Below are 18247 nucleotides of genomic sequence, written 5' to 3'. Positions count from 1 at the left end.
CTAGGATCATCTCATGGCAATCACCACAGCCGATTCCTACCTTTTCAAAGGTATCAAGGACAGCGCTCCGTTCGTATTCGTTGCGGGGCCATTCGGGCTCCTGTTTGGCGTTCTTGCCACCGAAGCCGGGTTGAGGATCATCGAATCCTTCACGTTCTCGCTGACCGTTTTTGCCGGGGCCGCGCAGCTGACCGCAATGCAGTTGATGCTGGAAGGGGCACCGATGATCGTCGTGTTGGTTTCGGCGCTGGCAGTGAACCTGCGGGTGGCCATGTATTCAGCCTCGCTGACCCCCTATCTGGGTGCGGCGCCCATGTGGCAGCGTGCCCTGGCTGCGATGTTCATCGTCGACCAGAGTTATGCGCTCTCGATCGTGCAGTTCGAAACGGATCGAGAAATGACCCTGCCGCAGCGAATGGCGTATTTCGCCGGCACCAACGTGATCGTTGCCCCAGCCTGGGTTCTGTGCACGCTGACCGGCGCTTTGCTCGGCGCGCGGATTCCCGACAGCTGGGCGTTGGATTTCGTGCTTCCAATCGCCTTTTTGGCCATGATTTGCCCGATGCTCCGAACAAAGGCGCATGTCGTGGCTGCGCTGGTGGCCGTGGTGACTGCTCTGCTCGCAGCCGGCCTTCCTTATAACCTTGGCCTGATGGTCGCCGGTCTGGCAGGGATGCTCGCCGGCGCGCAGGCCGAGCTCTACTTCGAACGAAAGGCGGCCCGGTCATGAACGGAATCGATCAAACCACCCTCTGGACCGTCATCATCGGATTGGCCGTCGGCAGCTTCGCCATGCGTTTCGCATTCATTGGGTTTGTCGGTGGTCGGGAGATCCCGCCTTGGCTGATGCGCCACCTTCGGTATACCGCCGTTGCCATCATTCCGGCATTGGTGGCACCGCTTGTCGTATGGCCGCCTGCGACAGGGGGAACCCCGGATATGCCACGCCTGCTGGCCGCTCTGATTACGATCACCGTCGGATTGCTAACCAAGAATGTTCTGATGGCAATCTTTTCAGGCGCCGGGTCGCTTTGGACGTTGCTGGCCCTGATGGGCTAATAGACGGGAACTGACGGGTGCAGAACATCGGCTGAAATCGTCGTAAAATGCGTCAGCCGCCTGCGGTTGCGTTCAGTGCGACGTTGCCGTCAACCAGACCTTGTTGCAGGTCTTCATCGTCGTTTTCGTAGTACTTTTCCGTTTTGACACCCGGGATCTGTTCAAGCTGCTCTTGCAGTTTGACAGGATAATACGTTGTCTGGATCTGTTCGAACCCGGGGATCTGCCGCAATACCGAACTCGTCGCGTTGGCGCAGAAAGCACCCGCGACCGGTCCATTCTGGCGGACGAGATTATAGGCGAGATTCGCCTGTTCCGGCGTCACTTCGATGGTCTGGGAAACCACGTGATAAGTGCTGCGCGCATGAGCGCTGCGATAGGCCTTTTCGACAGAAGGCGTGATTCCGTAAAGAACGTCGTTCTTTTCCGGCACCACGTCTGCATAGAAGGATCCCGCCGGATCGAACAGGACCCGTTCGGGACCATTTACCATCAACGAGGAGTGTCCGCCGCCACCGGTCCGGTTGTTGACCACCGTGTAGAGGGTCAGGCTGGAAGGGCCGGGATCACGGTAAGATACGGCAGCGATTTCAGCATCGTCGTCATCCGGATGGCGCGGCGCACAGGCGGCCACCGAAATGATCAGAGCACTACAGCAAATCAACCGGAACACGACCCAACACTCCGCAGGTGTCTAAAGGCAAGCAGCCTGCAGATCAGGATGCGAAAACGGCCAGGAACAAGAGCACCGCCAGAATAACAATCACCGCCCATGTGGTGAATTTCACGAAACCATCAAAGGTTTCGGTCTGAGTGGTAATGTCCATTTCGCCGTGCTTATGGTCTGCCATGGGTCTCTTCCTATTCGCGTTTAAAGGCTTGGATAACGGATTCTCGCAGCAGTGTCACCACGTCAATCACGCACATTGTTCATTCATTGGCCGGGCCAGTTGTCGCATCCAGTATGGAGCAGGCCTCGAACCCGTATCCCCAACGCCATGGCAGGCCCGAACAAGGACCGCCTCCGAAACGCACGGCAAGATACATCGCACCGGCGATCGTGTCATAGGCGTCCCGCACCAGATCTTCTGAAACGTCGTAGAAAAGGGCCAGATCGGTGATGCGTGGTTCCCCTGTTTCGTTGACACAGGTTTCCAATTCCATATCTGCGGTCAGGCGCGCCTCATAGCTGTCTTCGGCGGTCTCCGATCCGCCTGCGTTGTGATAGGCCCGGTCATGGGTCACACAACAGCTTTCCCACGGTGGCTGGCCCTGATGCGCGGCGGCAAAATCCGGGAACTGGTCTGCCACCAATTGCCAGCCTGCCGACAATCCGCCACTGCACCCGTCTGTCGTGAATGGCGCGAGCTCGCCCTTTACCGACATCAGCGCACGGTGGGACGGCAGTTCGAAACTGCGGGTCAATCGATTGTCCTGTGCGGCAACCGGCGAGGCGATCAGGAAAATGACACTAAGGGCTCTGATCACGATACTCTCCAGTCGGAATGGAAAGGCCCAGTGCTTCGGTCAGCAGCAAAAGCAATCGCTGTGGCGGACTAAGCTCGGCCCGGATTCGCAACACTTCGCGAACCAATGCAGGTTCGTCGGTGATCAGCCCGTCAACACCCAGCGAGATCATTCGTGACATGTCGAGCGGATCGTTCACCGTCCAGACATAGAAATCTTTTCCCGTGGCCTGAACAGAACGGATCAGCCCGGGTCGGGCCATGCCCATATTGACCGCAAGGAAATCGCCATCGAGCCCGGCAAGATCCCCAACGGCGGTTGCCGCCAGCACACCAGCCCGCCAGTCAGGTCGCAGAGTCTGCATTTTCTGGACCGCCGGATATTTCAGAGACATCGTCGCAATCTGATCGGCCATTCCCAGTTCTTCTACGATCGCGATGGTGCGGTTTTCCAGGTCCACGTCATGGCCGTAATACTTCAGTTCGATCAGAACCTTGGCTTTGCCCTTGGCGGTTTGCAGGACATCACGCAGGGTCGGCGCACGCTGATCCGAATATGTCGGGTCAAACCAGCTTCCGATATCGATTCCGGCAAGGTCTTCCATTGTCGCATCCCAGATCGTCAGGTTCACGCCGGAGAGCTTCATGAAATCGCTGTCATGCATGACAACGACCTCGCCGTCCGCTGTTTCCTGCACGTCGATCTCAACCCAATCCGTGCCATCCTCGATGGCTTTCTCGACCGAGGCCATGGTGTTTTCGGGTCGGCTTCCCGCCGCGCCTCTGTGGGCAATCACAGTTACATTGTCCTCGGCCTGCACGGATTCGAGCAATTCGCCCGATGACCATAAGCCGATCACCAAGGCTCCGATCACCAGCATCGCAAGGCCGGTCGCCCCGCCCACACTTGTCGAAACGGCGGATGGCTGCAGACGCCGTCCCTCGAACAGCCCATCAAGCAGGATTGCCAGCGCACCCAGAGCGATGGCCGCCAGCACCAGATTGAGCAGCGACCAGATCCCCGCCACTGCCAACGACAACACAAGTGCCCGACGCAGACTTGCTCCGTCGCCCAACGGGACCATTTGAATCGCCAGCCCGGCCAGAAAGGCGAGTACCGCGCCCATTGCAAGGCGCGCCACCAACCAGAACACCAGCTGCAGTTTGAGCCGGTTGCGCTTTCCTTCCATCCGGCGTGCGCTTTCTGCAAAGCTTTCGGACGGTTTCACCCCGTCGAACAACACGAGATGCAGAGCCTGCGCCCAGGAAGAAAGGCGCAAAATCAACACGACCGCCAGCACCGCCAGAACCAGACCAATCAACAGGGCAGATACGATGAAACTCGGAGGCTTGAACGTAAGATAGTAGTTGATGTCGAATTCGGTCAGCCCCCACCACGCGATCAGCCCGGCCACGGCAACAAAGGGGGCTGCGATCAGCAGGATCCTCAGGATCAAATGTGCGGAAAAGACAAACAAAGTCCGCGACTTTGCCAACACAGCCCGAAACGCGCCCCACCCAGTTGCCCAACGATCTGCGCCATCGATCCGCAGCATCGCCGTCATCACCGCGAAACCAAGCACCTCGACGACCAGCAGCACGGCCAGCACGCCCAGCGTGAGAAGGAAACCGAACGGAGACAGGATAAAGAACGCAATATCCTGATCGGTGAGCGCCGACTGGTCCGACAGGGAAACCGCCACGTTGACAAGTGCTGCAAAGCCCGGCGCTATCAGGGCAACCGCCAATAGCCGCAGCGCGAAATAAGTCGGGACAAACGCCCCCCTGCGGCCCCATGCGCGCGAGTAAGCCTCTAATACACTTGAAGTATCGGACATCTGCGTCCTCCTGCAATACACAGGAATTTAGACGCGATCAGACAGGCTTTCGCAAGGTTTCAGTTGTTCTCGAGGTCGGCGGCAAGGCGAAAGCCGATCCGCGTGGCCTGATCCCTCTCCTGAGGTTTCGGCAAGGCCCGAAGCATTACGCTCAACTGGCTGACGTGCTGAACCAACTGGGTGCGCGCGCCGCCGCCATCGGTGCCGTAGAAGGTGATCATGTCGGGATCGAAATACCCCATACCTTCAATCCGCAGCACGCCGGCATCGCCGCCGGTGAACCCCATCGCCACTTCGTGTTCGGCGTCCAGCTGTTCTTCGAAATTGCGGATGTAAAGGATCAGCCGTTCATAGGCCCACTGCGCCGGGCTCTTGGCTTCAACGGGTTTTTGCAACGGCTGCGGAACCCCGTCCAACTTGGCGTTGCTGTTCGGATCGGCGTGCACCTCGTGGCAGCGCGGCAGGGCAGCTTCCTCTTGATGTTCAGCTGCTGTTTCGATCTTTTCGCCCATTGGTTTTCCTTTACCTTTTACGCTGATAGAGCCAGGCGCCGTCCTCGCGACGGGTTCGGGTCACATCACCGATATGGTAAAGATGGTTCAAATGGGCCACCGCTTCAACCAGCGCGAGGCCATATTCTCCCTCACCGATCGATCGCTTGAACAGAGGCGCAAAACACTCCGAAGTGGATTTGGGTCGATCGAGGTGGTCCAGCAACCGGGCCAGAGCACCATGGTGGTTCTCGATCAGTTGCCGCATGCGCGTGGGCAAACCGGTGAAGGGCAGCTTATGCCCCCCCAATGCCAGATGGTCCGCCCGGGCTAGCGGCGCCAGCCGTTCACAGCTTTCCAACCAATCCGCCACTGGGTCGGCCATTGGCTCGGTCGCGTAAACCCCGATATTCGGGCTGATCGAGCTGAGGATCTGGTCGCCTGTAATCACGAGATTATCGTCCCGGCTCCAGAACGTGGCGTGTTCGGGCGCGTGTCCGTTGCCCATGTGCACGTCCCAGTCGCGCCCACCCATGCGGAACACGTCACCCTGCTTGATCCGGGTAAAGCCCAGCGGCATCGGATAGACCATGTCGGCAAAGTTGAACGGACGCTCTGACATACGTTTGGCCAGAACGTCGGGGTCCATCCCGGCGCTGCGATAATAGTCCAGCGTTTCGCTGGGCCAGCTGTCCTGTACGTCCAGCGTCAGCATGCGCGCAAACAGCCATGCTGTGCGTGTCGTGACAAGTTCGGCCCCATGCTCAGACTGAAACCAGCCAACATTGCCGACATGGTCCGGGTGATGGTGGGTGGCGATAACCCGGGTCACAGGCTTACCCGCAAGCGGGCCGGACATCAGGGTTTCCCAGATACCGCGGGTCTTCTTTGACGAGAACCCGGTGTCGATCACCGTCCAGCTACCGCCATCATCGAGGGCATAGACATTGACGTGATCAAGCTTCATCGGCAATGGAAGCCGCATCCAGAGAACGCCCTCCGCGACCTCGATGGCAGCGCCTGCAGCAGGGGGTTCGGCCCATGGGTAGCGCATGACCGCTGCCTCCTGGCTATTCAATGCTCCATCCATCACGAGGCGAGTTCGTCAAGCGACAATGCAAACAGGTCTTCGGCACCGGTCTGAACCTGATCCAGCAAGCCGGAATGCAATGGAAGCTGCCGGTTGATGTAGAAGCGCGCCAGTTTTTCGCGTGCTCCGCCCGGCTCAGCGATCGCAGCAGACAGATGATAATGCGCACCCAGAACCCGTGCAAAGGCAAGAAGATAGGGAAATGCCCCTGCGAACCGCTGGTTCATGTCACTTTGCGCAACCAGCCACTCGGTGGTCTCTCGCAGGCTTTCGGTGGCTTCCCAGACGGCTTCGGCCATGTTCGGAAACTGCGACCGGGCATTTTCAGCCTGCGCCTCGATTTCGTCCAAAAGACGTGTGGCGGCCTCACCACCATCCATCATCTTGCGGCCCACAAGGTCCATCGACTGAATGCCATTCGTGCCTTCGTAAATCGAGGTTACACGAACATCGCGATAGAATTGCGCAGCACCGGTTTCCTCGATGAAACCCATTCCACCGTGAACCTGCACGCCGGTTTCCGACACCCGGATCCCGGTTTCGGTTCCGAAGGCTTTGGCAATCGGCGTCAGCAGTGCGGCACGCGCGGCCCAATTCGGTTCCCCGGTGGCTGTCTGCATATCGATGGCCGCAGCACAGGCCAACAGGATCGCGCGCGACGCAAACACGTCGGCCTTCATCTCCATCAGCATCCGTCGCACATCGGCATGGTCGACAATCGTGCCAGACTCTGTTCGCCCCTGCCGCCGTTCCATCGCATAGGCCATCGCATGCTGATACGCGCCTTCAGCCTGACCGACTCCTTGTCCTCCGACCCCGAGACGAGCGTTGTTCATCATTGTGAACATTGCCGCCATACCGCCGTTTTCCTTACCGACAAGCCATCCCTTGGCTCCGTCATATTGCATCACGCAGGTGGGAGATCCGTGGAGACCCATCTTGTGCTCCAGCGATACCACCTTGAGGCTGTTTCCAACCCCCGGTGCCCCGTTCTCATCGGGCAGGAACTTGGGCACGAGAAACAGGCTGATCCCCTTTGTTCCGGGCACACCGTCCGGAAGGCGGGCCAGCACGAGATGGCAGATATTCCCGGCAAAATCATTGTCGCCCCAAGAGATGAAGATCTTTTGCCCGGTGATCGCGTAGGTTCCGTCCCCATTTGGCTCGGCACGAGAGCTCAGCGCACCCACGTCCGACCCCGCCTGTGGTTCGGTCAGGTTCATGGTGCCGGCCCATTCACCCGATATCAACTTCGGTAGATACAATTCCTTGAGTGCATCGTCGGCATGATGTTCCAGTGCTTCGATCTGCCCCTGACTCATCAACGGGGCCAATTGCAGCGACAGACAAGCTGCGCTCATCATTTCGTTCACCGCTGTGGTCAGGGTCATGGGCAGGCCCATCCCGCCAAACTCCGGGTTTGCACTCATCCCGATCCAGCCGCCTTCGCTGATGGCTTCCCATCCCCCGGAATACCCCGGCGACGTCCGGACAACGCCGTTTTCCAGCTTGGCCGGGTGCAGATCGCCATTCCGCTGCAGCGGAGACATGACTTCTTCGCACAGCTTGCCCGCTTCGATCAGAATGGCCGAGGCCACGTCCGCACTGGCTTCCTCGAACCTTTCAGTGGCGGATACGTCCTGATAGCCGATGACTTTATGCATCAGGAATTCATAGTCGTTGACGGGAGCACGATAAGGCATCTCAGCCTCCTTCAGTTGCGGGGCTGGCCGGGCAGTCTTGGAATCTGCATCCAGCAGGGATAAGGATCAGGGCTTGGAAGATTACCTACCTTCTGCCTGCCTTCAAGCAACCAAAACGCCGCGTCACCGAAATGGAACCAGTCCAAACCGAGATTCTGAAAGCCGATAGCCTTGGCCTCGACCGCGCTGCTGCGTTGCTGGCGCAGGGTGCGCTCGTCGCATTTCCAACCGAAACCGTTTACGGGCTGGGCGGCGATGCCCGCAACGGTGCGGCCGTCGCAGCGATATACCAAGCCAAGGGCCGGCCGAGTTTCAACCCTCTGATCGCTCACGTCGCCTCGGCAGAAGTCGCCCGCCGTTATGTCCAGTGGTCCGAGACAGCCGAGAAACTTGCACGGGCTTTCTGGCCGGGCCCGCTCACGATGGTTCTGCCGCTTCGCAACGATGGCGGCGTGTCCGAACTGGTTACCGCCGGGCTCGACACTCTGGCGGTTCGCGTGCCGGCTCATCCCGCCGCGCAGGCGATTCTCACACGGCTCGATGCGCCGGTCGCGGCCCCTTCGGCAAACCCGTCCGGCCGTATCAGCCCGACAACTGCCCAGCATGTGCTGAATGGACTGCAAGGCCGGATCGCCGCCGTGCTTGACGACGGACCGTGCGGTGTCGGCGTCGAATCCACAATTGTCGGGGTCACAGAACAACCCACCCTGCTGCGTCCGGGCGGTCTGGCTTGCGAGGAGATCGAAACAGTTCTTGGGCGGAAACTGAACCGTCGTGAACAGGACGAACCGTTGAATGCGCCCGGGCAACTGCTGTCGCACTATGCCCCCCGGGCACAGGTTCGCCTGAACGCAGATCACGCCGAACCCGGGGAGTTGCTGCTGGGCTTCGGAGACATGGAATGTGACCTGAACCTTTCGGAACGCGGCGATCTCGTAGAAGCGGCCGCCCGCCTGTTCGGACACCTGCACAAACTGGACGCGCAGGGCAAACCTATTGCCATCGCTCCGGTCCCCATGAACGGGCTGGGTCTGGCAATAAACGATCGGTTACGCCGCGCCGCAGCGCCCCGCCCAAAACTGGCACCCGAAATAATCCGAAGGTCGGGGATCGGGCTGCTCTGAGGCGATCAGGCGTGGCCGGCGCTTGCCGACAGAGTCAAAGGATCGACACCAAGAGTTGCCAGCGCCGCGCTCCACCTTTCGTCGTGGGCAAGATCGAACACCAGCGACAGATCCGTATCTGTCGTGAGCCAGCCGTTTGTTGCGATCTCGCTTTCCAGCTGCCCCGGACCCCATCCGGAATACCCCAATGTCAACAGCTTTTGCCGAGGTCCGCGACCGTGGGCAATGTCTTCGAGAATGTCGAGCGTGGCGGTCATGCTGATTTCGTCAGATACCGACATCGAATGCAGATTTGCTTCGTAGTCGCTTGAATGCAGTACGAAACCGCGCGTGGTCTCCACCGGTCCTCCGAAATGAACCGGGGGATGTCCGTTCGCGTCGTCCGTAACCTCGATTTCAAGCTGCGAAAACAGGTCGGACAGCGACAACTGTGGCACCGGCTTGTTGATAATCAGCCCCATGGCACCATCTTCGCCATGGCTACACATGAAGACCACTGAATGTTCGAATCTAGGATCACCCATTCCGGGCATGGCAATCAGCAGCTTTCCGGTGAGATCGATCATATGGCTGTGCGCCTCCTTTCTTCCAAGATGGCTGCGCCCTGCGCCCTGCGCAAGGCCGGATCCCCACAGTTTCCAAAAAACTGATGTTTTGAACGGAACGTGACTTGGCATTTACCGGCCAAGGGCGCATCTATGATCCATGATCAAATCGTTACTGTCCGTGCTGGCATTAGCCGTGCCCGCTGCCGTTTCAGAGGCCAACTCCGCTTTTGCCGGAGGGATGGGCGACCTTGTCCGTGTCGAAGTTCTTGACGGAGGGCAGACCAGTCGCGGAACCCATCTGGCCGCCCTTCGGCTGACCCTGTCCGATGGCTGGAAGACCTATTGGCGCGCACCCGGTGACGCTGGCATTCCGCCGCGCTTCGATTGGAGCCGATCACGCAATGTCGGCGAACTGTCGATCACATGGCCGGCCCCGCATGTTTTCGAACAAAACGGCCTGAGATCCATCGGCTACCAGAACGAACTGGTGTTGCCTGTGGAAATCACCCCGTCCCGCGCAGGCGATCCTGTCCGCTTGCGTGGAAGCGTTGAGCTGGGGGTCTGCAACGAGGTTTGCGTTCCCGGAACTCTGCGCTTCGACCACGACCTGGACGCAAAAGCCGGGCGCAACCCGACAATCGTGGCGGCGATGGCTCAGCGCCCCTATTCAGCACGCGAGGCTGGAGTTCGTGCGACCACCTGCGCGCTGTCTCCCACCGCCGATGGAATGCGCATCGAAGCCCATATCCGCATGCCCTCTGCCGGTGGAGAAGAATTCGCTGTCATTGAACCCGGCAATCCGGGCTTGTGGGCATCGGAAACAGAGACCCGCCGAAAGGGCGATACTCTGATTGCAACTGCCGAGGTCGCAAACGACTCCGGGACTGCCTTTGCGCTTGACCGATCCGCAATCCGCATCACCGTGCTTGGCAAAAAACACTCGGTGGATATTCGGGGCTGCACACCCAGCTGAACATGACGCAGATACCTCTTCTCGGCGCTCTGGCCGTCTTGATCCATGATGACCATGTCCTGCTTGCCCAACGCGGCAAGGATCCCGGTCGTGGCCTATGGGGGTTTCCCGGCGGGCATGTGGAGTGGGGCGAAACCGTCAGGCAAGCCGCCGTGCGAGAGTTGATGGAAGAGACCGGAATCGAAGCCCGACCATCGCGATACCTGCACCAGTTCGACCTTTTGCGGCGGGACGCCGACGGTGAAACCACAACCCACTACTTTCTTGTGGCTGTCGCCTGCACCTATGTCCGCGGAACGCCCTATGCCAACGATGATGCGATGGATGCCCGCTGGATTCCGACCGATGAACTGGCGGATAGCGGACTGCCGTTATTGTCGGGCGTGACCGATCTGCTGGAACGGGCGCTCAGACCCGTCTGATCCCGCGCCCGCGCAGCAGCGCTGTCAGGATCAGGGTTGCAATCAGCAAAACCAGTGCCCCGCAACAAAAAAGCAGCAGCCCGGCCCGCGCGGCAGGCATATCCCCCAGTACCGGCACTGCATCGGAGACAAACACCGGCATGGCACCAGTTAGCGCCGGTTGCACCACCACGAACCCTAGCCAGACCAACAGCAAAGCCCCGTAACCCAGAACCCAGCTCCGCAAAATCGGGCTGGGTGCCCGCACGGCCCGCCGCAGCGCACGGATCGGACGCGCGAAATCCCGTTGCATCGCAACAAGTGACGGCACCAACAGCAACACGAGGAACATCCCAAAGCCCAAACCATAAACAAGCGTGATCACCGTGGGTTTCAGGAATTGCGCCTGTTGCGAGCTTTCGTAGAGAAGCGGCGTCAGGCCCAGAACAGTGGTCAGAGTTGTCAGCATCACCGGCCGCAATCGGTCTGACGTCGCTTCGATGATCGAAGGTATCAGGCCACGATCCTCTGCGTATTCGTCAATGGTTGTCACCAAAACGATCGAGTCGTTGATGATAATCCCCGTCATTCCCAGCATGCCGACGACGGTGAACATCGAGAGGGGCACATCCCAGATGTAGTGCCCCCAGATCGTGCCCACGAGGCCGAACGGAATGACTGCCATCACCACCAGTGGCCGTGTCCAGCTGGCAAAGATCCAGGCCAGAACCAGATAAATTCCGGTCAGACAGAGGGTCAGCCCGGTCCGAGCGTCGCTCAGAAACTCGTCTTCCTGTTCGCTGAGTCCTGACAGACGCCACTCGACTTGCCGCTCGCTTGCGATCTTCGGCAGAACCTCTGTTTCAAGTGCGTCGCCGATGGCCTCGGCGCGGGCTGGATCGTCTTCCGAGATATCCCCGGTAACCGAGATCGTCCGCACCCCGTTCTCACGCCGTACCGTCGAAAACCCGGTCCGCTGTTCCACGCTGACAATATCGGCGAGAGGCACGTAGGCGCCATTGGGTGCCCGCATCAGTGTTCGTTCAAGGAAATCGGCGGTGAGTTCGCCGGCAGGCAGTTCCACCCGGATCTCGGCACTTCGAGGTCCGTCGGGATAGGTCGCCGCCTCAATCCCGTTCAGCCGATGCCGCAGAACCCGCCCCAACCCGCCAATGGTGAACCCGAGCGCCTGCCCCTGCGGCGTGAGGTCCAGAACGATCTCTTCCTTATCGTAGGCCAGATCATCTTCGACCGCAGAGACTTCACCATAGGGCAGCAAGGCGGTTTTCAGATCCTCAGACGCCCCCTTGAGCGATGTCACCTCTGCCCCGAAGAACTGCACATCGAGCGCGTCACCGCCGGGCCCCGAGCGCCAGCCGCGGAAACTGACAGTCTCGGCCAAAGGATGATTTTGAACGGTTTCCTGCAATTCCGCCACGAACGCAAAGCTGGAATACGGGCGCAGATCCGCGTCAATCAACTCGATCGAGATACCGCCCAGAAGATCGGTGTCCTTCGTCTCGACACCGGACAGGCCGCGTCCGGCATTGCCGCCGACTTCGGCCATCACGTAGTCGATCGGATTAAGGCCATACCGGTCCTCATAGATCTTGCCCAGCTCTTCGGTGGCCCTTTGCATCTCGCGCATCATGGCCAGCGTGTCCTCGCGGGTGGCCCCTTCAGTCATTGCAAAATTGCCGGTAACTGACCCACGCTCGGGCGCGTTGAAGAACCGCCATTTGACATCACCGCCAATGAAGAGGGCCAGCTGGCTGGCAAGGATCACGATGGCCCCTGCAAGGACCACGTAACGCGCCCACACGACCCAGGCGATCAGCCGTCTGAACAGATGATCCCGCACCCAGCGGAACCCTCGATTGACGATGCGGTTCGGCAGATCATACCAGTGTTGCTTGCTGGAATGCGCGATGGCATGAGCCATGTGGTTTGGCAGGATCAGAAAGCATTCAACCAACGACGCGAGCAGGACCGCGATCACCGTGAACGGAATATCCCGGATCAGATCGCCAAACCGTCCCCCGATGGCAACGAGCCCAAAGAACGCAATCACAGTCGTAAGAGTCGCGGCAAAGACTGGCATTGCCATCCTTCGGGCGGCGTTTTCGGCGGCAACGACCGGGTGTTCTCCCAACCTGCGCGCCCGGAAATCAGCGTGTTCGCCAACAACGATTGCGTCGTCCACCACGATCCCCAGAGTGATAATCAGCCCGAACAGCGACACCATGTTAATGGTCAGCCCACCGACATACATCAGAGCCACAGCAGCAAACATCGCAGCGGGGATCCCGGCCGCCACCCAGAAGGCAATCCGCGCATTCAGGAACAAAAACAGCAGGCAGACCACCAGAGCCAGCCCCATCAGCCCGTTGTCCACAAGAATGTCGAGCCGGTTGGTGATGGCTTCGGCACGGGTGCGGATCAGCTGTATCGTGACACCTTCGGGCAGGCTGAGCTGCATGGTGTCGGCAACTTCGGCCACGAGATGCTGAATGCGGATTGCATCTCCGGCATCCGATCGATCCACCCGGATCGACATGGCCGGATGCTCCCCTACGTAGTAGCTGCGGTTGCGATCCACCCCTTCAACCCGAAGGCTGGCCAGATCGCCGATCCGAAGCTTGGACCCGTCCGGGTTGGACCGCAACACGATGCGCTCAATCTGTTCGGGGCTGCGTTTTTCGACACCGGTTCTCACCCGGGCATTGGCTCCGGTAACATCGCCGGCAGGGTTGGCCGTCGCCTCGGCCGCAATGGCCTCGGCTATCTCTGCCATGGTGATGTTGTTGGCGATCAGCTGGTTGGAAGGCACCTCGATAATCGTGCGCGGCGCGGCCACGCCCCGAATGGTGGTCCGTGTAACACCTGCCTCAAACAGTCGGGTGACAAACTCGTCAGCCAACAGGCCAAGCTGTTCAGCACCCAAATCTCCTGTGATCACAACATCGGTCACCCGATCACGCCATGCTCCACGCCTGACAGTGGGATCATCGGCATCATCCGGCAGGGTCGTGATCGCATCGACTGCAGATTGCACGTCATCCGCGGCGCGGGACATGTCCCAGCCAGGTTCAAACTCAAGCCGGATCGAGGCCCGGCCCTCGCGGGAACTGGCTTCCGAGCTTTCTACGCCGTCGACAGACAGCAATCCCGGCTCCAGCACCTGAACAATGGCATTGTCCACGTCTTCCGGACCGGCGCCTTCCCATGTCACCTCGACACGAACATTTTCAACGATCACATCGGGAAAGAACTGAGCCCGCATGTTGGGCATCGCCGCTGCGCCCAGAACCAGAAGAACAAGCAACAAAAGGTTGGCCGCTGTGCGGTGACGGGTAAAGTAGCTCAGTATGCCTTTTGCGGCGCTGGGGATTTCGCGGATCATGGCCGATCAGCCCCCCATCCGCGACTCGATCCGCTCGACCAGCCGGGCCGGAACTTTGGTCTTGGCAAGCTGGTTCAGGACACGGGCCTTGGCCTCGGCGGGCAAACGGTCGCTGGCCTCAACGAAGGCCACGAGCCGTGCCCGGCGTTCGTCGGACAGGTCCAGCATCGCGGCTTCGGGTTCAGCCCTTGCCTCCTTGCGCAAGGGGCGAACACGGATCCCCTGCCCCAGAAGCGGTGTCCGGCCGACAACAACCTCGCGCCCTTCCAGTCCAGACCCGCGAACCAGAATGTCGTCACCCTGGCGACGGATCAGCCGCACTGGCAATGCCTCAAGCCGGTCATCCGGGCCAATCACCAGTACGGTGCCGGACGCATCAAGCGACGAAGCTGGCAGACGGGCAACGCCCTCGAGGGGCGGCTCTTCGACAAGAACCGTCACGAAATCACCCGGCTTGAACCCCGGCGCCAGATCAAGTCGGGCATAAATCAGCCTGCCTGACTGGCCATCGCCCGCTGCTGCGCTGTCTCGGCTGATGATCCCGCCTGTCTGCAATGCGGCTCCGCTGCTGTCGAGTGAGACCACAACCGAGGCCGGGATGAGCTGCCCGGCCGCATCAAGCAGCCGCGCATACTGCGCCGTCGATACGCGAAACGCCACCTCCAACGCCGACGGGTCCACCAGCTCGGCCAACTTTTCGTTGGCCGACACAAGCCGTCCCTCGACAAGATTTACACCGCTCAGCGTGCCATCAAATCCTGCAGTTACTGTGGTATCGCGCAGATCCCGACGGGCCGCGTCGAGCGTGATCTGAGCCCGCGCCAACCGGGTCACAGTCTGGTCGACTCGAGATTCCGCCTGTGCGACCGACAACCGGCGGGCCAGTACGGCCTGACGCGCCGAAGCCGCGGACAGTTCGGCGGTTTCTACAGCTGCTGCCGTTCCCACGCCACGATCCTGAAGATCCTGTTGCCGTTTTTGGGCACGCTCTCGCAATTCGGCCTGATCGACTGCGGCTTGTAGTTCGTCGCGGGCCAGAGCCAGAGCACGCTCGGCGTCCCGCTCTTCGGCCTGAGCGTCGAGAAGATCCGAATTGGCCCGGTCCAACGCGGATTGCGCATCTGCCGGATCGATTCTTACCAGCACATCGCCGGACTGCACAGAACCACCCTCTTCGAACTGTTCGGCCAATTCGATCACCCGCCCTCCTGCGGCGGCGCGCAATTCAAGCGTGCGACGACTCTGGATCTGGCCGAATGCTTCGAGAATGGGCGTGATGCGGTCCAGTTCAGCCGTGACCACATTAACGGCAAACACCCGTTCGCGGGCCTGCGGCGGGTTCTTGTCCGCGTTCATGCGTTCCTGAACGGCCCCGAACACCAATTGACCGGCATAGATCAAAAGGGCCAGAGTCACCGAGGCCAGAAAAACGCCTACAAGGCTTTGCCGCAAAAATCGCATTCTTGTCTCACCTGTCGGGTCGTTTGAGGCCGCCAAGTCCAAAGGTAGCTGGACATTGAAAAATGCCAAGCCTCACGGCGGTCACACAGACGTAAAACGTGCTGCCAGCCTACTTCCGTCGCTGGTGTTCGTCCAATCTCGGCAGAATTTCCACAAAGTTGCAGGGTCGGTGACGATAATCGAGCTGTTTCTCCAGAATCCCGTCCCATGCATCCTTGCAAGCGCCCGGACTGCCCGGCAGTGCAAAGAGATACGTTCCGCCCGCTACCCCTCCGGTAGCGCGGGATTGAACCGCCGATGTGCCTATTTTCTCCATCGAAATGGTCGTGAAGACTGTGCCAAAGGCCTCGATCTCTTTTTCATACACGTCCCTGTGCGCCTCGACAGTGACATCCCGGCCCGTCAGACCCGTGCCTCCGGTCGAAATCACAACGTCAACCGTCGGATCCGCGATCCACACGCGCAACTGGTCGGCGATCTCGGTTCGCTCATCCCGAAGAATTCTGCGATCGGCAATCTCGTGACCTGCCCGCGCTATCCGGTCCACCAAAGTCTGGCCCGAGCGGTCTTCCTCAATCGAGCGGGTGTCGGAAACGGTCAACACGGCGATACGAATCGGAATGAATTCCTTTGCTTCGTCAATTCGGGACATGAGATGTCAGGCCCTTTCCAATATGGCCAGCCGCACAGCAAGCGCGGCAAAAATGCTTCCGGTAATCCAGCCCAATATCCTGCTGGAGCGCGGATTGTCGGTCAGGCGGCGGCTGGCGCTGCCGGCAAACACACCAACCAGCCCGTTCACCACGAACCCGCCAAGCGCGAGCATCGCCCCGAGTATCAGGAACTGAGCGAGGATCGAGCCGGTCGACGGGTCTACGAATTGCGGTACAAAGGCGAGCACGAACAGGATCACCTTGGGGTTGGTCAGGTTCACGACCATTCCGGTCAGAAAGGCGTTGCTCACTGGTTGCCCCGGCCCCTGTGCCGGCAAGGCGCCGTTCCGAATCGCGCCATAGGCCAGAAACAGAAGATACCCAACCCCGGCCCAGCGGATCACGTCAAATAGCCAGGGTTGAGCCGCAACGGCGGCGCCGACACCAAGGCCGGCCAGCAGAACATGGACCATCGCGCCGCAGGAAATCCCGGCACTTGCTGCCAGCGACGCCCTGGGACCGACCCGCACCCCCTGCGCAAGGCAGAACATCATATCCGCGCCCGGCGTGAAGTTCAGCGCCAGTGCGGCCGGAAGAAATGCCAACAGGATCACCGGATCAATCATTCAACTCACCTCGAACCAGTTGACGGTCGGACCAAGATTTGCCACGTCGGTTACTCCGATTTTTTCGCGTACGCCCCAACTGTCGTGGATATGACCGCAAAGCGCCAGCTTTGGCTGAATCCGATCGATGGCGGAATAGACAGCCTCTGACCCCACCGACACACCCTGAGATGTCACATCCGCAACGCCCTGGGGCGGCGAATGGGTTATGAGGATATCGGCCGCTTCACAATGCAGCAGCATGACCGTCGCTGCGGCCTCTGTCAGATCACAAGACCACGATCCGAAAGGGGTGACCGGCACGCCATATCCAAGCCCGAACAGCTGCAACCCGCCGATTTCCACTCCCGATCCGTGCAGAACATGAACCCCATTCGGGACTGCCTGCGTCAGTTCATCGACGCTCTCGGCATTGCCGGGCACAACCACGAAAGGTGCGCTGATACCGGACAACATGTCCATCGCCTGATCCAATCCCTGCCGCATGTTGCAGAAATCCCCTGCGCCGATCACCAGATCCGCATCTGCGCTGGCCGCGACCAAATCGGCGGCACGGGCGCGGGCCAAGTGGAGATCAGAGAAAGCGAGAATCTTCATGTCAGATCCCGGAGTTGCGCCTGCAGTTCAAGAAGGTCCGCCCAGGCCTGTCGTTTCATCTGCGGCTGGCGAAGAAGATAGGCCGGATGGAACATCGGCATAACCGGCAAGCCCATCGCTTGTTCCCACTGGCCACGAAGCCGGGTTATCCCCCGCTTGCCCAACACCGCCTGACAACTGATATTGCCCATCAGAACCAGCATGTCGGGCTTTGCCAATGCGACATGCCTCTCAAGAAACGGGACCATCGTTCCGATTTCGTCTGGCCGCGGGTCGCGGTTTTGTGGCGGCCGCCACGGTAGAACATTGGTGATATACACGCTTTCGGTTCGGTCGAGCCCGATCGCTGCCAGCATCTTGTCCAGCAATTGACCAGCCCGCCCGACAAAGGGCAGCCCTTCGCGGTCTTCCTCTCGTCCTGGTGCCTCTCCGATGATCATGACCGAGGCCCCGGCCACACCGTCCGAAAAGACAAGGTTGCGGGCGCCCTTTTTCAAATCACAATGCTCAAATCCTGCCAACGCGGATTTCAGCTCGGACAGAGAGGTCGCGGACTGCGCGACCTGACGTGCAAGCTGCACTGGATCTGCGGCATTCGTGTGCAAAGCAGGCTGAACACTATCTGAGACCGCGGCGGGTTTCGCCTTTTTTCGCGTCTCGGCTCGGGTGTCGGGCAGCGCATACCTGTCCACCGGCAGATCGCCGATAGCATCCAGTGCGCCAAGCTCAATCTGCCACTCCAGCAATGCACGAGCTTCGTGATAATCCAAGGCCGATTCCATGTGTCCCACTCTACCCGCCCAATCGGCGAGGG

Annotated in this window: 19 protein-coding genes; 5 read left to right on the top strand and 14 right to left on the bottom strand. The window is 59.9% G+C overall.

Going from position 1 to position 18247, the window contains the following annotated elements; all coding sequences use genetic code 11:
* Positions 1-13: 13 nt before the first annotated feature.
* Together ACP15U_RS00815 and ACP15U_RS00810 are read left to right on the top strand one after the other, a co-directional pair.
* Positions 14-730 carry an AzlC family ABC transporter permease gene (locus ACP15U_RS00815; protein WP_425043218.1) on the top strand — a complete coding sequence of 239 codons (717 nt, stop codon included), beginning with the start codon at positions 14-16 and terminating at the stop codon, positions 728-730.
* Positions 727-1059 (top strand): AzlD domain-containing protein, encoded by a 333-nt coding sequence (locus ACP15U_RS00810; RefSeq protein WP_425043217.1) that lies wholly within the window; start codon positions 727-729, stop codon positions 1057-1059. The genes ACP15U_RS00815 and ACP15U_RS00810 overlap by 4 nt, the downstream gene beginning before the upstream one ends.
* A 52-nt stretch (positions 1060-1111) precedes the next feature.
* Here the strand turns inward: ACP15U_RS00810 and ACP15U_RS00805 are convergent, their stop codons facing one another.
* The 7 genes from ACP15U_RS00805 to ACP15U_RS00775 form a co-directional block, all read right to left on the bottom strand.
* Positions 1112-1732 carry a hypothetical protein gene (locus ACP15U_RS00805; protein ID WP_425043216.1) on the bottom strand — a complete coding sequence of 207 codons (621 nt, stop codon included), beginning with the start codon at positions 1730-1732 and terminating at the stop codon, positions 1112-1114.
* Between the two features lie 43 nt (positions 1733-1775).
* The gene (locus ACP15U_RS00800) at positions 1776-1910 is read right to left on the bottom strand and encodes an aa3-type cytochrome c oxidase subunit IV (RefSeq protein ID WP_425043215.1); all 135 of its coding nucleotides are present in this window, start codon (positions 1908-1910) and stop codon (positions 1776-1778) included.
* 79 nt (positions 1911-1989) lie between these two features.
* Complete coding sequence (locus ACP15U_RS00795; protein ID WP_425043214.1) at positions 1990-2547, bottom strand: hypothetical protein; 558 nt, start codon at positions 2545-2547, stop codon at positions 1990-1992.
* On the bottom strand, positions 2531-4363 hold the full coding sequence (locus tag ACP15U_RS00790) for a glycerophosphodiester phosphodiesterase (protein WP_425043213.1): 1833 nt from the start codon (positions 4361-4363) through the stop codon (positions 2531-2533). Before ACP15U_RS00790 ends, ACP15U_RS00795 begins: the two co-directional genes overlap by 17 nt.
* 59 nt (positions 4364-4422) lie before the next feature.
* Positions 4423-4875: a DUF6173 family protein gene (locus ACP15U_RS00785; RefSeq protein WP_425043212.1), complete on the bottom strand. Its 453-nt coding sequence runs from the start codon at positions 4873-4875 to the stop codon at positions 4423-4425.
* 10 nt (positions 4876-4885) lie between these two features.
* Positions 4886-5908: an MBL fold metallo-hydrolase gene (locus ACP15U_RS00780; protein WP_425043211.1), complete on the bottom strand. Its 1023-nt coding sequence runs from the start codon at positions 5906-5908 to the stop codon at positions 4886-4888.
* A 35-nt stretch (positions 5909-5943) separates the two neighbouring features.
* Complete coding sequence (locus ACP15U_RS00775) at positions 5944-7647, bottom strand: acyl-CoA dehydrogenase (protein WP_425043210.1); 1704 nt, start codon at positions 7645-7647, stop codon at positions 5944-5946.
* Positions 7648-7778: 131 nt separating this feature from the next.
* Here ACP15U_RS00775 and ACP15U_RS00770 point away from each other — a divergent pair, with 131 nt between their 5' ends.
* The gene (locus ACP15U_RS00770) at positions 7779-8771 is read left to right on the top strand and encodes an L-threonylcarbamoyladenylate synthase (protein ID WP_425043209.1); all 993 of its coding nucleotides are present in this window, start codon (positions 7779-7781) and stop codon (positions 8769-8771) included.
* Between the two features lie 5 nt (positions 8772-8776).
* Here ACP15U_RS00770 and ACP15U_RS00765 read toward each other — a convergent pair whose 3' ends face one another.
* Positions 8777-9334 (bottom strand): YqgE/AlgH family protein, encoded by a 558-nt coding sequence (locus ACP15U_RS00765; RefSeq protein ID WP_425043718.1) that lies wholly within the window; start codon positions 9332-9334, stop codon positions 8777-8779.
* A gap of 142 nt (positions 9335-9476) precedes the next feature.
* Here ACP15U_RS00765 and ACP15U_RS00760 point away from each other — a divergent pair, with 142 nt between their 5' ends.
* Positions 9477-10292 (top strand): protein-disulfide reductase DsbD domain-containing protein, encoded by an 816-nt coding sequence (locus ACP15U_RS00760; protein ID WP_425043208.1) that lies wholly within the window; start codon positions 9477-9479, stop codon positions 10290-10292.
* 2 nt (positions 10293-10294) lie between these two features.
* Positions 10295-10714 (top strand): NUDIX hydrolase, encoded by a 420-nt coding sequence (locus tag ACP15U_RS00755; RefSeq protein ID WP_425043207.1) that lies wholly within the window; start codon positions 10295-10297, stop codon positions 10712-10714.
* On the opposite strand, the gene ACP15U_RS00750 is transcribed toward ACP15U_RS00755, so the two are convergent.
* From ACP15U_RS00750 to ACP15U_RS00725, 6 genes are all read right to left on the bottom strand, one after another.
* Positions 10701-14096 carry an efflux RND transporter permease subunit gene (locus ACP15U_RS00750; protein WP_425043206.1) on the bottom strand — a complete coding sequence of 1132 codons (3396 nt, stop codon included), beginning with the start codon at positions 14094-14096 and terminating at the stop codon, positions 10701-10703. The two genes, ACP15U_RS00755 and ACP15U_RS00750, sit on opposite strands and share 14 nt — an antisense overlap.
* Before the next feature lie 6 nt (positions 14097-14102).
* Positions 14103-15557: an efflux RND transporter periplasmic adaptor subunit gene (locus tag ACP15U_RS00745; protein ID WP_425043205.1), complete on the bottom strand. Its 1455-nt coding sequence runs from the start codon at positions 15555-15557 to the stop codon at positions 14103-14105.
* 109 nt (positions 15558-15666) lie between these two features.
* Positions 15667-16209 carry a molybdenum cofactor biosynthesis protein B gene (gene moaB / locus ACP15U_RS00740; protein WP_425043204.1) on the bottom strand — a complete coding sequence of 181 codons (543 nt, stop codon included), beginning with the start codon at positions 16207-16209 and terminating at the stop codon, positions 15667-15669.
* A 6-nt stretch (positions 16210-16215) separates the two neighbouring features.
* Positions 16216-16836 carry a LysE family translocator gene (locus ACP15U_RS00735; protein WP_425043203.1) on the bottom strand — a complete coding sequence of 207 codons (621 nt, stop codon included), beginning with the start codon at positions 16834-16836 and terminating at the stop codon, positions 16216-16218.
* Positions 16837-17433, bottom strand: coding sequence for a metallophosphoesterase family protein (locus tag ACP15U_RS00730; RefSeq protein WP_425043202.1), 597 nt, complete (start codon positions 17431-17433; stop codon positions 16837-16839).
* Positions 17430-18215 (bottom strand): uracil-DNA glycosylase, encoded by a 786-nt coding sequence (locus tag ACP15U_RS00725; RefSeq protein WP_425043201.1) that lies wholly within the window; start codon positions 18213-18215, stop codon positions 17430-17432. The genes ACP15U_RS00730 and ACP15U_RS00725 overlap by 4 nt, the downstream gene beginning before the upstream one ends.
* Positions 18216-18247: the final 32 nt, after the last annotated feature.

Origin of the sequence: Primorskyibacter sp. S87, assembly GCF_049801055.1 — a bacterium.
Lineage (GTDB): Bacteria > Pseudomonadota > Alphaproteobacteria > Rhodobacterales > Rhodobacteraceae > JBNAGF01.
The sequence above is the reverse complement of the archived record's forward strand: the minus strand, read 5'-3'. Positions and strand labels throughout refer to the sequence as shown.

Bases quoted from the DNA above. Each gene is read 5' to 3' on its own strand.
- ACP15U_RS00770 (WP_425043209.1), top strand. From the start codon at position 7,779: ATGGAACCAGTCCAAACCGAGATTCTGAAAGCCGATAGCCTTGGCCTC.
- ACP15U_RS00815 (WP_425043218.1), top strand. From the start codon at position 14: ATGGCAATCACCACAGCCGATTCCTACCTTTTCAAAGGTATCAAGGAC.
- moaB (WP_425043204.1), bottom strand. From the start codon at position 16,209: ATGTCCCGAATTGACGAAGCAAAGGAATTCATTCCGATTCGTATCGCC.
- ACP15U_RS00735 (WP_425043203.1), bottom strand. From the start codon at position 16,836: ATGATTGATCCGGTGATCCTGTTGGCATTTCTTCCGGCCGCACTGGCG.
- ACP15U_RS00755 (WP_425043207.1), top strand. From the start codon at position 10,295: ATGACGCAGATACCTCTTCTCGGCGCTCTGGCCGTCTTGATCCATGAT.
- ACP15U_RS00730 (WP_425043202.1), bottom strand. From the start codon at position 17,433: ATGAAGATTCTCGCTTTCTCTGATCTCCACTTGGCCCGCGCCCGTGCC.
- ACP15U_RS00785 (WP_425043212.1), bottom strand. From the start codon at position 4,875: ATGGGCGAAAAGATCGAAACAGCAGCTGAACATCAAGAGGAAGCTGCC.
- ACP15U_RS00780 (WP_425043211.1), bottom strand. From the start codon at position 5,908: ATGCGCTACCCATGGGCCGAACCCCCTGCTGCAGGCGCTGCCATCGAG.
- ACP15U_RS00800 (WP_425043215.1), bottom strand. From the start codon at position 1,910: ATGGCAGACCATAAGCACGGCGAAATGGACATTACCACTCAGACCGAA.
- ACP15U_RS00810 (WP_425043217.1), top strand. From the start codon at position 727: ATGAACGGAATCGATCAAACCACCCTCTGGACCGTCATCATCGGATTG.
- ACP15U_RS00750 (WP_425043206.1), bottom strand. From the start codon at position 14,096: ATGATCCGCGAAATCCCCAGCGCCGCAAAAGGCATACTGAGCTACTTT.
- ACP15U_RS00790 (WP_425043213.1), bottom strand. From the start codon at position 4,363: ATGTCCGATACTTCAAGTGTATTAGAGGCTTACTCGCGCGCATGGGGC.
- ACP15U_RS00725 (WP_425043201.1), bottom strand. From the start codon at position 18,215: ATGGAATCGGCCTTGGATTATCACGAAGCTCGTGCATTGCTGGAGTGG.
- ACP15U_RS00775 (WP_425043210.1), bottom strand. From the start codon at position 7,647: ATGCCTTATCGTGCTCCCGTCAACGACTATGAATTCCTGATGCATAAA.
- ACP15U_RS00760 (WP_425043208.1), top strand. From the start codon at position 9,477: ATGATCAAATCGTTACTGTCCGTGCTGGCATTAGCCGTGCCCGCTGCC.
- ACP15U_RS00745 (WP_425043205.1), bottom strand. From the start codon at position 15,557: ATGCGATTTTTGCGGCAAAGCCTTGTAGGCGTTTTTCTGGCCTCGGTG.